At 65.1% G+C, this 14674-nt stretch carries 13 protein-coding genes; 12 read left to right on the top strand and 1 reads right to left on the bottom strand.

Annotated elements, in window-relative coordinates; translation table 11 throughout:
- Positions 1 to 28: 28 nt before the first annotated feature.
- From AC07PT_RS24095 to AC07PT_RS24045, 11 genes are all read left to right on the top strand, one after another.
- A complete protein-coding gene (locus AC07PT_RS24095; RefSeq protein ID WP_494658391.1) occupies positions 29 to 2044 on the top strand; it encodes a cache domain-containing sensor histidine kinase in 2016 nt (671 codons plus the stop codon).
- A gap of 211 nt (positions 2045 to 2255) precedes the next feature.
- On the top strand, positions 2256 to 2993 hold the full coding sequence (locus AC07PT_RS24090) for a response regulator transcription factor (protein WP_492349815.1): 738 nt from the start codon (positions 2256 to 2258) through the stop codon (positions 2991 to 2993).
- Between the two features lie 197 nt (positions 2994 to 3190).
- A complete protein-coding gene (locus tag AC07PT_RS24085) occupies positions 3191 to 4402 on the top strand; it encodes an ABC transporter substrate-binding protein (RefSeq protein WP_492349816.1) in 1212 nt (403 codons plus the stop codon).
- 102 nt (positions 4403 to 4504) lie between these two features.
- Positions 4505 to 5365 (top strand): branched-chain amino acid ABC transporter permease, encoded by an 861-nt coding sequence (locus AC07PT_RS24080; RefSeq protein ID WP_492349817.1) that lies wholly within the window; start codon positions 4505 to 4507, stop codon positions 5363 to 5365.
- Between the two features lie 92 nt (positions 5366 to 5457).
- Positions 5458 to 6363: a branched-chain amino acid ABC transporter permease gene (locus AC07PT_RS24075; RefSeq protein ID WP_492349822.1), complete on the top strand. Its 906-nt coding sequence runs from the start codon at positions 5458 to 5460 to the stop codon at positions 6361 to 6363.
- Entirely contained in the window at positions 6360 to 7130 is a 771-nt protein-coding gene (locus AC07PT_RS24070; protein WP_494658390.1) for an ABC transporter ATP-binding protein, read from the top strand. Before AC07PT_RS24075 ends, AC07PT_RS24070 begins: the two co-directional genes overlap by 4 nt.
- Complete coding sequence (locus tag AC07PT_RS24065) at positions 7127 to 7828, top strand: ABC transporter ATP-binding protein (protein WP_492349819.1); 702 nt, start codon at positions 7127 to 7129, stop codon at positions 7826 to 7828. Before AC07PT_RS24070 ends, AC07PT_RS24065 begins: the two co-directional genes overlap by 4 nt.
- 10 nt (positions 7829 to 7838) lie before the next feature.
- A complete protein-coding gene (locus AC07PT_RS24060; RefSeq protein ID WP_494658389.1) occupies positions 7839 to 9311 on the top strand; it encodes a M81 family metallopeptidase in 1473 nt (490 codons plus the stop codon).
- A gap of 40 nt (positions 9312 to 9351) precedes the next feature.
- Entirely contained in the window at positions 9352 to 10596 is a 1245-nt protein-coding gene (locus AC07PT_RS24055; protein WP_494658388.1) for a Zn-dependent hydrolase, read from the top strand.
- A 106-nt stretch (positions 10597 to 10702) separates the two neighbouring features.
- Positions 10703 to 11854 (top strand): AAA family ATPase, encoded by a 1152-nt coding sequence (locus AC07PT_RS24050; protein ID WP_492350303.1) that lies wholly within the window; start codon positions 10703 to 10705, stop codon positions 11852 to 11854.
- Complete coding sequence (locus AC07PT_RS24045; protein WP_492350302.1) at positions 11851 to 12450, top strand: hypothetical protein; 600 nt, start codon at positions 11851 to 11853, stop codon at positions 12448 to 12450. The genes AC07PT_RS24050 and AC07PT_RS24045 overlap by 4 nt, the downstream gene beginning before the upstream one ends.
- Here the strand turns inward: AC07PT_RS24045 and AC07PT_RS24040 are convergent.
- Positions 12445 to 13428: a LysR family transcriptional regulator gene (locus AC07PT_RS24040; protein WP_492350304.1), complete on the bottom strand. Its 984-nt coding sequence runs from the start codon at positions 13426 to 13428 to the stop codon at positions 12445 to 12447. The two genes, AC07PT_RS24045 and AC07PT_RS24040, sit on opposite strands and share 6 nt — an antisense overlap.
- Before the next feature lie 153 nt (positions 13429 to 13581).
- Here AC07PT_RS24040 and AC07PT_RS24035 point away from each other — a divergent pair, with 153 nt between their 5' ends.
- Positions 13582 to 14592 carry a TRAP transporter substrate-binding protein gene (locus AC07PT_RS24035; RefSeq protein ID WP_494658387.1) on the top strand — a complete coding sequence of 337 codons (1011 nt, stop codon included), beginning with the start codon at positions 13582 to 13584 and terminating at the stop codon, positions 14590 to 14592.
- Positions 14593 to 14674: the final 82 nt, after the last annotated feature.

The following is a 14674-nucleotide window of genomic DNA, read 5'->3' as shown; positions in this document are numbered from 1 at the left end:
CTGTTCTTCGCGCCCTGACTTTCGCGCCATGTCCCTTCGCAGCCGCATTGCCTTCCGCACCTTTCTGATCCTGGCCTTGCTACTGGTGCTGTTGCCCATCGTGGTGGCCAGCGGCTGGTTTTTTTACCGCTCAGCCCTGAGTGCGCGTGAGGAGTTCGCGCAGCAACTGGCCGACGAGGTGTCCAGCCGCGTGCGCGAGAAGATCGTCAGTTTTTTCGACGTGCCCATGCGGGTGGTCACCTTCAACGTCGAGCAGGCCCGGGCTGGCCAACTGCTGTATGCCCAGCCCGAGGCCTTGATGCGGCAGTTTCTGCTGCAGATCGATCAGCAGCCCCAGCTCACCTTCATCTCGATGGGCTTGGCCGATGGCCAGTACTACGCTGGCAGCCGGCCCCCCATCGGTGCCAACCGCCCCTTGCAACTGCTGCGTGCGCGCATCGCCGATGGCCGTGCCATGGAGGTGCTGCGCCTGGACGAGGCCAGCCGGGCCCTGGTGCCTGTTTCGCGCAGCGAGATCGCCTACGACGCCCGCACCCGGCCCTGGTTCCAGTCGGCGCTGGCCCGCGACGGCCTGGCCTGGTACGCCCCTTACCGCTACCTGATCAACGATGCCCAGGGCGCCTATGCCGCCATCGGGATGGGGGTATCGGCCCCGGTGCGCGACCGACAGGGCGCCCTGGTGGGCGTGGTCACGGCCGATGTGGCGCTTTCGCAGATCAACGAGTTCCTGGCCCGGGTGGCCCGTGAGTCTGGCGGCCAGGCCTTCCTGGCCGATGAGCATGGGGCCCTGCTGGCTTCGTCCACGCCCGAGCCCGGCCTGCCCGCCGACGGGCTGCAGGCGCGCAAGGCCGAAGACAGTGCCGACCCGGTGTTGAAGGCCGTGGGCCGTGCCATCCGGGCCAGCGGCCAGCCCGAGGGCAACCGCTTCATCGATGTGGGCTCGACCCAGCATCTGGCCCGTTGGTGGACCCAGCCACTGCACAACGGGCCCAGCCTCACCTTGGGAGTGATCCTGCCCGAGAGCCGCTTCAACACCCCGCTGCGCGGCGTGTTGCACAACACCTTGTACCTGACCCTGGCCGTGATGCTGGCGGCCCTGCTGTTCTCGGTGCATGTGGCCAACCGCGTGGTGCGCCCGCTGGCCCGTCTGGGGCACTGGGCCGGGCGTCTGACCCGCGGCGAATGGCATGCCAGCGCGCCGGCGCCCAGCCCGATCCGCGAGCTGGGTGCCCTGTCAGACGCCATGCGCTACATGGCTCGCCACCTGCAGGAGCACGCCCAGGATCTGGAGCAGACCGTCACCTTGCGCACGCGTGAGCTGAAGGAGGCCCTGCAGGCCATCGAGCAGACCCTGACCGACCAGCGCCATTTCATCGCCATGCTGTCGCATGAGGTGCGTTCACCGCTGGCCGTCATCCACACCACGGCGCAGCTGATGTGCCTGCGTGCCAAGGATTCGCCCACCCAGCTGGCCCAGGCCGAGCGAATCCTGCGCGGGGCCATTCGCCTCAACTACTTTTTTGACAACTGCCTCACGCAGGACCGCATCGACAGCGAGAGCTTCGTGCTGGAGCCCACCCCCATTGACGTCCCCGGTCTGATGGCCTGGGTGCTTGACAACGGCTTGCAGCTGTCGCCCGGCCACCCCTTGCAGATGCAGGTCGGGTCGGGCCTGCCTGCGTTGCATGGCGACCAAGTGTTGCTGCGCATCATGCTGATGAACCTGGTGTCCAACGCCTTCAAGTACTCGCCCGAGGGGGCGCCGGTGGCCCTGCACGCCTGGCAGCAGGGCGATCGCCTGTGCCTGGCGGTCGACGATGCGGGCCCCGGCATCCCCCCGGAAGAGGCCGAGGTGGTGTTCGACAAATACCGCCGTGGCCGCGGCGCCGAGGGCAAGCCTGGCGCCGGCCTGGGCCTGGCCCTGGTCCGGCGCATCGCGCAACTGCATGGCGGACGGGTCTGGCTGGAGGCCCGCCAGCCCCAGGGCAGCCGCTTCGTGATCGAGCTGCCTTTCGGACCCGGGTCGGCCGTTCACTCGGTCTGAAGTCACTTCCAAGCCCCGGGAAAACCCCGCGCAGCAAGCCCTGCGATGCCTGTTACAACATCAGCAGCCAAAGCAAGAGGCCGGGGGCTGGCTCGAAAATCGCTTGCCCTGGCCTGAGCCCCGACCGCGACCGGCATCTGGGCCGTCATCCGCCGGGGCAGGGCCTTTGCCTTGTCCATCTGCCCGGCGGGCTTGTCCCCATCAGCGCAACATGAGCCACTCCAAACCCCGCATTGCCATCGTCGAAGACGACGCCGACCAGCTGCACAGCATCGAAGAATTCCTGCTCGACTCGGGCTACCGGGCCTGGGGCGTGGGCAGTGCCGAGGCCTTTTACAAAAAGTTCATGAGCGACCCCGTTGACGTGGTGCTGCTCGACATCGGTCTGCCCGGCGACGATGGCCTGTCGGTGGCCGGCCTGCTCAAGGCGCGACCCGAGGTGGGGGTGATCATCCTCAGTGCGCGCGATGCCCTGGGTGACCGCCTGGCTGGTATGCGTGCCGGGGCCGATCGTTACCTGGTCAAACCCGTCAACCTGCTGGAGCTGGCGGCCAACATCGACGCCACGGCCAGCCGTTTGCAACCCCGGGCAAGCGCCGCGGGCAGCCCGCCCGAGCGGCCGGAGCAGGCCCTGCCGCGCAGCTGGTCGCTGGCCCTGAAAGACTGGGTGCTGTGCTCGCCCGAAGGCCGCAGCCTCGCCCTCACCACGCACGAGTTCCTGTTCGTGCAGCACCTGGTGCAGGCCCAGGGGCAACCGGTGTCCAAGCGCGACCTCAGCGACAAGCTGTTCGGCGCTCGGGCCCAGAACGGCAGCGAGCGCCTGAACCTGCTGGTGACCCGCCTGCGCAAAAAAGCCACCGAGGCGCTGGGCGAGGCCTTGCCCATCAAGACCCTGCACCAGATCGGGTACGCGTTCACCGTGTCGGTGCGGGTGGGCGAGCTGGTCTGAACCCCTTTGGGGCAGGGAGCTTTTTAGGGCTTTCCCCAGGTCGCGCTGAATCCAAATGAAAGTTTTGGAAAGCGCACGAAGCCCCCGACCGGGCAACACTGAATGCAGCAGCGAGAGACGGACCGGCCCCTGCAGGCCGGTACCGGCTCCGTCGGCTTCACCCCATTCAGTCCACGCACCGATCCAGGAGCCCCCTCATGCAACGTCGCCAAATTCTGCAAGTCTCCGCCCTCAGCGCCCTGTCTGCCTCCCTGGGGCTGGCCGGCCGCAGCGCGCTGGCCCAGGCCGCCAGTGGCCCGATCCAGTTTGCCTGCCCGGTGCCCATGTCGGGGGCGTTTGCCGCCAACGGCAAGTTTGCCGACCTGGGCATGCGCCTGGCCATCGAGCAATATGGCTCGGTGCTCAAGCGGCCGCTGGCCTACACCGTGCTGGACACCGAGGGCAAGCCGGCCACCGCCGTGCGCAAAGTGCAGGAATCGGCCCAGCAGCAGGGCACGCGTTTCTTTGCCGGCGGCATTCTGTCGGGTGAGGCCCTGGCCATGGGCAAAGAGGCCGAGAAGGCCGGCGGCATCTTCGTGACCACCGCGGGTGCCGACGAGATCACCGGCCAGGACTGCAATGCGGCCACCTTCCGTTGGTCAGTGCCCACGTATGGCGCCATCGAGCAGACCGTGCGTCCCTTGACCGACCTGATGCCCAAGGCCAAGCGCTGGTACACCATCACGCCGCAGTACGTGTTTGGAGACGGCCTGCTGTCGGCGGCCAAGAACATCTTCAAGGAGAAAGGCATCGAGCACGTGGGCAACAGCTACCACTCGCTCGCCGAGAAGGAGTTCAGCGGCTACATCACCAACGCGATGGCCGCCAAGCCTGACGTGCTGTTGCTGCTCAACTTCGGTGCTCAGTGTGCCGACACACTGCGCCAGGCGATCAGCTTCGGCATGCACAAGAACATGACCATCCTGGTGGCCTGGGCCTCGGGCCTGGAGCAGTTCGAGTCACTCGGTGCCGACCTGTGCGAAGGCATCTATTTCGGCGCCCAGTATTGGCACACCGTCGACTCCGAGCTCAACCGCGATCTGGTCAAGCGCAGCAACGACAAGCTCAAGATCAACCCCAACTACAGCCTGGCGGGCTCCTACATCTGCACCAAGCTGATGATCGACGGCATCCTGAAGGCCGGCACGGTCGAGCCCAAGGCCGTGGTGGCCGCGCTGGAGGGCCTCAAGTACGCCGGCCTCACCGGTGAAGAGGAAGTGCGCAAGGCCGACCACCAGGTGCTCAAGAACTATTACCTGCTCAAGGGCAAGGCCAAGGCCCAGATGAAGAACAAGGACGACTACGTCGACGTGCTCAGCGCCGGCAAGTCCTTCCTGCCGGTCGACAAGACCGGCTGCAAACGGGCCTGATCCCCCCGCCGCACGCGCGCTCCCCCTTCTCCGCCGACCGCAACGCGTGCCCCCTGGGGCCGTGCGCGGTCCTGCGGACCTGTCTTTCAACCTGATCAACGCATGAACATCTACCTGCTTCAGATCATCAACGGGGTCGGCATCGGCATGCTGTACTTCCTGTTGGCCGTGGGCTTGTCCATCGTGTTTGGACTGCTGCGTTTCGTCAACTTCGCCCACGGCGCCTTCTACCTGATTGGCGCCTATGCCTGCTACCAGATGACGCGCTGGGGCGTGAGCTACTGGCTCACCCTGCTGGCCGCACCGCTGCTGGTGGGGGCCCTGGGCTGGCTCACCGAGAAGGTGGTGCTGCGCCATGTGTATGCCAAGGCCCATGAGTTCCACATCCTGGTCACCGTCGGCCTGGCCCTGGCCGTGCAGGAACTGGTGATCCTGCAATGGGGCCCCCTGGGCGATAGCGTGGCGGTGCCCGACGCCCTGCAGGGCGTGGTCATGTGGGGAAGCTTTGTCTACCCCAAGTACCGGCTGTTCGTGATCGGTTTCACCGCCGCGCTGGCCGTGCTGCTGTGGTGGGTGCTGGAGGGCACGCGGCTGGGCAGTGCCGTGCGCGCCGGCAGTGAGTCGACCGAGATGGTCTCGCTGCTCGGCATCAATGTGCATCGCATCTTCAGCCTGGTGTTCGGCCTGGGGGCCGCCACGGCGGCGCTGGCCGGGGTGCTGGCGGCACCGATCCGGGGGGCCGAGCCTTTCATGGGCATCGAAGCGCTCTCGGTGGCCTTTGTGGTCGTGGTGGTGGGCGGTATGGGCAGCTTCAGCGGTGCGCTGTTGGGGGGGCTTTTGATCGGTGTCGTGCAAAGCCTGATGAGCACGGTCTGGCCCGAAGGGGCGCGTCTGATGATCTACATCGCCATGGCCGCGGTGCTGTTGCTGCGTCCGCATGGCCTGCTGGGCCGCAAGGAGTGAGTGAGATGAGCAAGAAGCAAACCCCATCCTCGTGGCCGCGCCTTCGCGGGCCCCTGCTGCAGTTCTGGCTGGCCCTGGCCGTGGTGGCGGCCATGCCGCTGCTCATGCATTCGGGTTCACTGGCCAGTGAGGTGCTGATCTTCGGCCTGGCCGCCATGGGCTGCAATCTGCTGCTGGGCTACACCGGCCTGCTTTCGTTCGGCCAGGGCATCTTTTTTGGCCTGGGCAGCTACACGGTGGCCCTCACGCTGACCCGCTGGCCCCTGCCCATGCCGCTGGCCCTGGTGCTGGCCATGGCCGTGGGCGCCCTGGGGGCGGCCGTGGTGGGCTGGGTGTCGATCCGGCAGAAGGGCACCTATTTCGTGATGCTCACGCTGGCCTTCTCGCAGATGTTCTATTTCATCGCCTACACCGCCACCGGCCTCACCGGGGGCGACAACGGCCTGATGGACATCCCGCGTCCCAGCCTCACGCTGATGGGCCTGCCGCTGTGGAGCCTGGTCACGCCCTGGCAGTTCTATGGCTTTGTGGCGGCGCTCTTCATGTTGGTGTTCTGGGCCCTGCTCAAGGTGTCGCAGTCGATCTTCGGCCGCACGCTGCTGGCCGTGCGAGACAACGAAGAGCGCGCGGGCGCCATCGGCTACCCGCTGAAGCTGCTCAAGCTGCAGGCTTTTGTGATCTCGGGCGCCGTGACCGGTCTGGCTGGGGCCCTGCACGCCATGATGACAGGCTTGGCACCACTGTCGAATGCCGAACACCACACCAGCGAGATGATCCTGGTGATGACCGTGATCGGTGGCACCGGCAACTTGCTGGCCTCGGTGCTGGGCTCGGCCTTCTACCTGTTGCTGGGCGACTGGCTGTCGGCCCTGTGGCCGCGCTGGCTGCTGGTTCTGGGCCTGATCCTGATGGCCGTCAGTCTGTGGATGCAGCGCGGCCTGTGGGGCCTGGCCGAAAGCATTTGGAGGCGGCTGTCCCGCCAAGGAGAGCAGGCATGAGCGCCCCGATTCTGCTGGAGGCCAGTGGCCTCGAAAAACACTATGGCAAGTTTGCTGCCCTGGGGGGCGTCAACCTCAAGGTGCGTGCCCACACCGTGCACTCGGTCATCGGGCCCAATGGCGCGGGAAAGACCACGCTGTTCCACCTGTTGACGGGTACCAAATCGGTCAGCGCCGGGCGCATTGTGTTCGACGGCCACGATGTGACCCGGGAGCCCGACCACCGTCGCGTACAGCGCGGCATGGCCCGCTCTTTCCAGGTCACCAGCTTGTTTCTGAGCCTGCCGGTGCGCGAAAACCTGCGCCTGGCGGCCCAGGGCGTGACGCCGCGTGCCGCCTTCAATGGCTGGCAGGCCCCGGTGGGCCCCAGGGCGCTGGCCGAGGTGGTGGACCGCGTGCTGGCGCGCGTGGGGCTGCAAGGACTGGCCGACACGCCGGCAGGCAACCTGTCGCATGGCCAGCAGCGTCGCCTTGAGGTGGGCATGGCGCTGGCGGCCCGGCCCAAGGCGATCTTTCTGGACGAGCCCACCTCGGGCATGGGCATCGACGACCTCGAGGAGATGAAGCACCTGATCCAGAGCCTGCGCGATGAGCACACCGTGGTGCTGATCGAGCACAACATGAACATCGTGATGGACATCTCCGACACCGTCACCGTGATGCAGGCCGGCAGGGTGCTGGCCGAAGGCCTGCCGCACGACATCCGCAGTGATGACCGCGTGCGCGCGGCCTACCTGGGCAACATGATCACCGGAGGCAAGGCATGATTCTTTCGCTCAACGAGGTGCACGCCCACTATGGCAAAAGCCATGTGTTGCAGGGCGTGAGCCTGCATGTGAACAGCGGCGAACTGGTCACCCTGCTGGGCCGCAATGGGGCCGGCAAGACCACCACGCTGAAGACCATCGTCGGCGTGTTGCGGCCCAGCCAGGGCACTGTGCGCCTTTACGGGCACGAGCTGCAGGGCCTGGCCCCGCATGCCATCGCCCGACAGGGGGCCTGCCTGGTGCCCGAGCACCGCGGCATCTTCAAGCTGCTGACGGTCGAGGAGAACCTGTTGTTGGGGCAGCGCCGCCACTCACCCTGGCAGTTGCAGGACATCTATCGCATCTTTCCGCGCCTGAAGGAGCGCCGCAAGAACGGCGGCGCCCAGCTGTCGGGCGGTGAGCAGCAGATGCTGGCCATCGGCCGGGCCTTGATGAACGACCCCAAGCTGCTGATGCTCGACGAGCCGGTAGAGGGCCTGGCCCCCGTCATCGTCGAAGAGATCGTGGCCCAGCTCAAGGTGATCAAGGCCGAGGGCGTGTCCATCCTGCTGGTGGAGCAAAACCTCGAGGTCTGCACCCAACTGGCCGACCGCCACCTGATCCTGGAGCAGGGGCGCATCGTCTACGAAGCCGACAACGCCACCTTTCTGGCCGACACCGAGGTCAAGGACCGCTACCTCGGCGTGGGTCTTGCATGAGGACTCTTTCATGAAACTGCTGATTGCCCGACTCAACCACGAGACCAACACCTTCTCGCCTGTGCCCACGCCCCTGGCGGCGTTTGCCCCCACCTTTGGGGCTGAGGCGCTCCAGGCCCAGCAGGGCATGCGCACCGCGATGGCTGCGTTCCTGGACGCCGCCCAGGCCTTGGGCGCCGGGTGCATCACCCCGGTCTCGGCCACGGCCAACCCCAGCGGGCCGGTGCAGGCCCAGGCCTATACCGAGCTGTGTGACCGCATCGTGGCTGCCGCCCCGGGCTGCGACGCCATCCTGCTCGACCTGCACGGCGCCATGGTGGCCGAAAACAGTGCTGACGGCGAAGGCGATCTGCTGGCCAGGGTGCGTGCCGCCGCCCCCGGCGTGCCCATTGGCGTGGCGCTGGACCTTCACGGCAACATCACCGAGCGCATGGTGGACAACGCCGACGTGATGGTGGGCTTCAAGACCTACCCGCACATCGACATGTACGAGACCGGTGCCCATGTGGCCCGGTTGTTGCTCGCCATGCTGAAGGGCGGGCCGCGCTACGGCGTGCGCTGGCGCCCCCTGCCGCTGATGAGCCACACCCTGCGCAGCACCACGCTGGGCGGCGCCATGGCCCAGGCGGTGGAGCGCGCCAAGGCCCTGGAGGCCCAGGGCCTGCCGGCCATGACCGTGTTTGCGGGCTTCTCGCTGGCCGACATTGCGGCGCCCTGCGTCAGCGTGGTGGCCACGGTGCGGCTCGATGCCGAGGGCGAGGCCCAGGGCCAGCAGGCACTCGATGCGCTGGCCGATCAGATCTGGGCCCAGCGCCAGGGTTTCATCTATGACAGCGAGCCCCTGGCCGATTCGCTGCAGCGGGCCCAGGCCCTGGCCCAGGGGGCCACCCGGCCCGTGCTGCTGCTCGACCATGGCGACAACTGCATGTCGGGCGGCAGCTGCGACACCCTGGACGTGCTGCAGGCCGCCTGGGCCCAAGGCTTGAGTGGCATCACCGTGGGACCTTTGTGCGACCCCGAGGCGGTGGCCGCTCTGATCGCGGCCGGCGAGGGGGCAGAGGTCAGCGTGCCGCTGGGCAACAAGGTGTCGCTGGCCGGCCTGGGCCTGCTCAAGACCCCCGTGCTGGTGCAAGGCCGGGTGCGCGCCATCAGCGATGGCAGCTACACGGTCAGCGGCCCGATCTACACCGGCCAGCGCTGCCACATGGGCCGCACCGTGTGGCTGGACACCGGCAGCACGCAGATCATCGTCACCGAAACCCCGCACGAGCCCTGGGACCTCGGGGTGTTCAGCTGCGTCGGGCTGGATCCGCTGCTGGCCCGTTTTCTGCTGCTGAAGTCGCGCATGTACTGCCGCCCGGTGTTCGTGCCCCTGTCGGCCGGCCTGGTCGAATGCGACAGCCCGGGCGTGACCAGCTCCGATTTCAGTCTGTTCCCGTTCCGGCACGTGAAGCGGCCGGTGTTCCCGCTCGATGCGCTCTGAGCGTTTCGAGCGAATGATTCAAAACCCATCCTCTTTCACCATGACCACTGCCAACCCCCAAACCCTGCGCATCAACGGCGAACGCCTGTGGGACAGCCTGATGACCCTGGCCCGCATCGGCGGCACCGACAAGGGCGGCGTCTGCCGCCTGGCCCTGACCGAACTCGACCGCCAGGGCCGTGACCTGGTCGTGGGCTGGGCCCGCGACGCCGGCCTGAGCATCACTGTCGACCAGATCGGCAACGTCTTCATGCGCCGCCCCGGCCGCAACAACAGCCTGCCCCCCGTCATGACCGGCAGCCACATCGACACCCAGCCGACCGGCGGCAAGTTCGACGGCAACTACGGCGTGCTGGCCGGCCTGGAGGTGGTGCGCACCCTCAATGACCACGGCATCCAGACCGAGGCCCCGATCGAGGTCGCCTTCTGGACCAACGAAGAGGGCTCGCGCTTCGTGCCCGTGATGATGGGCTCGGGCGTGTTCGCCGGCGCCTTCACCCTGGAGCACGCCTACGCCGCCACCGACACCGAAGGCAAGAGCGTCAAGGACGAGTTGGCCCGCATCGGCTACATCGGGGACCAGGTGCCGGGCCAGCACCCCATCGGCGCCTACTTCGAGACCCACATCGAGCAGGGCCCGGTGCTGGAGGACCACGACAAGACCATCGGCGTGGTCAGCGCGGTGCTGGGCATCCGCTGGTACGACTGCACCGTGACCGGCATGGAAGCCCACGCCGGCCCCACCCCCATGGGCCTGCGCAAGGACGCGCTGCAGGTCGCTACCCGCGTGATGCAAGAGGTGGTGGCCATCGGCAACCGCTACGCCCCGCACGGGCGTGGCACCGTGGGCATGGTCAACGTGCACCCCAACAGCCGCAACGTGATCCCGGGCCGGGTCAAGTTCTCGATGGACCTGCGCAACAGCACCGACGCGCTGGTCGACCAGATGGACGCCGACATCCGCGCCTACGCGGCCCAGGTGGCCGCCGAGACCGGGCTCAAGATCGAGGTCGAACTGGTGTCGCATTACCCGGCCCAGCCCTTCCACGCCGACTGTGTCAACGCGGTGCAGCGCGCCGCCGAGCGCCTGGGCTACAGCCACATGCCCGCCGTGTCAGGCGCGGGTCACGACGCGGTCTACATGGCCAAGCTGGCGCCCACGGGCATGATCTTCATCCCCTGCAAAGATGGCATCAGCCACAACGAGATCGAAGACGCCAAGCCCGAGCACATCACCGCCGGCTGCAACGTGCTGCTGCAGGCCATGCTGGAGCGGGCGGGCTGAAGGGGCGACTGTTTTCATAACTGAATTCTTCTTGCAGGGCGTGTACAGTCTCGTTCGACGGCTTCACCCCGCACAGTGCGGGTGAATTGCCGTCGAGGATCTGGACATGCTGGTCACCCGAATCAAACTCAAGAATTGGCGCAATTTCCGGGAATTGGACATTCCTTTGCGGGACGTTACGTATCTGTTGGGTCCCAATGCATCTGGTAAATCTAATTTATTGGATGCGTTGCGCTTCCTTCGTGACGTGAGCAAGCCCAAGGGCGGGGGATTGCAAACTGCCGTGGCAGATCGAGGTGGTATCAGCAAACTGCGTTGTCTTCACGCGCGGCGTGATCCGGAGGTGCGAATTGAGATTGAGCTGGCCTCTTCCCCGGATGCACCTTCTGAGTGGCGTTACAGCCTTGGTTTCAAACCTGAGGGCAAAGGTGCTCAGCGAATCTTGATTTCCAAAGAGGAGGTATGGCGTGGTCATACACTTCTGTTCAGCCGCCCGGATCGGAATGACCAGAGCGATCCGATGTTGTTGACACAGACCCGGCTGGAGCAAATTGCTGCCAACAGTGATTTCCGTGAATTGCCGGATTTTTTTGGTGCGATCACTTACCTCCATCTGGTGCCGCAGTTACTGAAATATTCGGAGAAACTGGGTGGTCAACGAATTGAAGATGATCCCTTTGGTCAGGGATTTCTTGAGCGCGTAGCCAGAACACCGGAAAGGACACGGACCGCCCGGTTGACCAAGATTGGCAAAGCCTTGAAGCTGGCCGTTCCTCAGTTTGAAGAATTGAGGTTCGTCAAGGACGAGTTGGGACACCCCCATTTGCAGGCTCTGTATGCCCATCATCGGCCGAATGCAGGTTGGCAGAATGAAGAGCATTTTTCAGACGGTACTCTGCGCCTCCTGGGCTTGCTGTGGTCCTTGCTGGATGGCTCATCTCTGTTGTTGCTTGAAGAGCCGGAGATTTCTCTGAATGACGCCATCGTCAAGGAAATCCCTCTCATCCTTCAGCGTTTGCAGCGTGATCGCAAAAACAGAAGACAGATCGTGCTCAGCACCCACAGTGAAGCCTTGTTGAGCAATCCTGGCATTGACGGGCGCGGTGTGGTCCTGCTGGAAACGGGGTCTCAAGGGACGACAGGCCGAACGCTGGGCAACGACGAGGCGGATGCCATGGAGGCGGGCTTTTCGGTGGCCGAAGTCGTGCTGCCCAAGACCCGCCCGACTCATGTTGATCAACTGGGGCTGTGGCAGTGACGGTCCTTTCCTTGGTGACTGAGGATGTCCTCAGTGAAGCGGTTGGCCTTCGATTGTTGGGCGAGGTCGGCATTCCTGCGCAGGATGTTCAATTATTGGGGCGAAGCGGATTCGGTTATCTGCGATCCAAAGTTGCCAGCTGGAAAGAGCTTGCCAGGAGACGGTATGTTCTTTTGTTGACCGATCTGGATCAATTGGCCTGTCCTGTGGCCATGCGTCAGGATTGGCTGGGAACAGATCCGATACCGCCCAAGCTATGGATGCGCATCGCTGTGCGAGAAGTCGAATCCTGGTTGCTTGCTGACCATGAGGGAATGCGCCAATTGATTGGATCCAGCGGCAAATTCCCACCCGCCCCTGATGAATTACCTGACCCCAAAGCACATTTGTTGAGCTTGGCCAAACAGGCCCCCCGTCGGGTGCGTCAGGACTTGGTGAAGGAAAAGGGCGCTATGGCCAGTCAGGGGATTGGCTACAACAACTTGTTGTGTGATTGGGTTAGAACAGCATGGTGTGCAGAGCGAGCGGCTGAACGTTCTCCTAGCTTGGCACGAACACGCCAGCGCTTGCAGCATTTGCGCCAGAGCATTTCATGAATCCGAGGCTGGTCTGCCATGGCCAGCCGGCCCGGCCATCTGCCGCAACACCGCCATGAAGGCCAGCGTCGCCGGCGTGGGGGTCTCGCCCAGGCGGGTCAGCATGCCGTAGTCGGGCATGCGGTCGGGCAGGTCGACGGGGATGCGGGCCAGCAGGCCTTTGTCGATGTAGCGCTTGACCAAGGCGGTGGGCTGCAGCGACAGCATGTCGGTGGTCTGCATCATCTCCAGTGCAAACAGGAAAGAGGGCGTTTCCACCACCCCTGAGGTCAGGGCCAGGCCGTTGCGGCCGAAGATGTCGTCCGACACTTTGCGCACCGCGGTGGAGGCGGGGTACAGGATCCAGGGCCAGTGCGACAGCTCGGCCATGTCCAGCTCACGCGCGCCCCGCAGCGGGTGATGCAGGCCACCCACCACTTGCAGCGGTTCATCCGAAAGGCGCTCGTAGTGGAACTGGCTGCGCTGCGATTCATCGGTGAAGCGACCGATCATCAGGTCGATCTTGCGCTCGGCCAGCCACACCACCAACTGGTCGCTGCTTTGCTCCAGCACCTTCAGCACCAGCAGGGGGCGCAGGCGCTGGATCTCGGCCACCGAGGCGATCAGCACATGGGCTGCCGAACCCGTGATCGCGCCGATCGACAGGTGGCCGTGACCGCCCTGTTTGAGGGCATTGAATTCATCCACAAACTTGCGGTGCCCGGCCAGCGCGCTGGCGGCATAGCGCAGCGTGAACAGGCCCAGTTCGTTGGGCCGCATGCCGCGCGACAGGCGTTCGAACAGGCGCGCTTCCAGGATCTCTTCGATGTCCATCAGGATCTTGGTGGCTGCGGGCTGGGTGATGTGCATCTGCTCGGCCGTCAGGCGCAGGTTGCGGGTCTGGCCCAGGATGTCCAGAAACTGCAGATGGCGAAAGCGCAGGCGGGCACAGGCCTGGGCCAGCGATAGGGGTTTACCCGAAATCGGGTCTGGACTCATCAGCATTTGGAATGGATGCTAGCAAAAAAGTCAGTGGACCCAGGGGCCTTGACTACCTAATCTCTCGCCTGCATCGAGAGGATCCATCAGAGATTCCTTGCTGCCGGTGGCCTGATCCACCGTGGTCCAGACATTCCAAATTCGGAGACATTCATGCAATTCAAAGCCCTGGCCCTGGCGGCCACGATCCTGGCCGCTCTGGCCGCCCCGGTCTCGGCCCAGGTCAAGGACCACGTGTTCAAGGTGGGCATTGGCCTCAACGAAGACCACCCCCAGGCCCTGGCGGTCAAGTACTTTGCCGAGCAGTTGTCGGCCAAGAGCGGCGGCAAGCTGGTGGCCAAGCTCTATGCCAGCGGCTCGCTGGGCAACGATGTCAGCATGACCTCGGCGCTGCGCGGCGGCACACTCGAGATGACGGTGCCCGACACCTCCACGCTGATGTCGCTGATCAAGCCCTTCGGTGTGCTCAACCTGCCCCTGACTTTCAACAACGAACAAGAGGCCGATGCCGTGCTGGATGGCCCCTTCGGCCAGAAGCTGCTCGCCAAGCTGCCCGAAAAAGGCCTGGTGGGACTGGGCTATTGGGAGAACGGCTTTCGCCACGTGACCAATTCGCGCCGGCCCATCACCAAGGCCGATGACCTGGTGGGGCTGAAGCTGCGCGTGATCCAGAGCCCGCTGTTCCTTGACACCTTCAGCGCCCTCGGCGCCAACGCCACGCCCATGCCTTTCACCGAGCTGTATTCGGCCATGGAACAGGCCGCGGTGGATGGGCAGGAGAACCCCTCAGCCACCATCCTGTCGAGCAAGTTCTACGAAGTGCAGAAGCACATGGTGCTGTCGCGCCACATGTACAGCACCTGGGCCCTGCTGATGTCCAAGAAGACCTGGGACAGCCTTTCGGCGCAAGAGCAGAAGATCGTGCAGGACGCTGCCCGCGAGGCCACGCTGTACGAGCGCAAGACCATCCGCGCCTTTGGCGACAAGGCCCTGGGCGAGCTCAAGAAGGTGGGCATGCAGGTGACCGAGCTGCCGGCGGCCGAGCAGGCCAAGATGCGCACCAAATTGCAGCCGGTGCTGGCCAAGTACGCCAAGGAGTTTGGTGAAGAGACCACGGGCGAACTCAACGCAGAACTGGCCAAGGTGCGCGGCACCGCCAAGTAAGGCGCTTTCCCTTGTCGGGGCGCGGTGCGCGGGCTGAGCCTGGCGCCGGGCCCCGGTGTTTCGTCTCTTTCTCTTGCTCTAC

It is taken from the genome of Curvibacter sp. GW821-FHT09D12, assembly GCF_059416245.1.
This window is presented reverse-complemented; position numbering and strand designations above follow the sequence as displayed.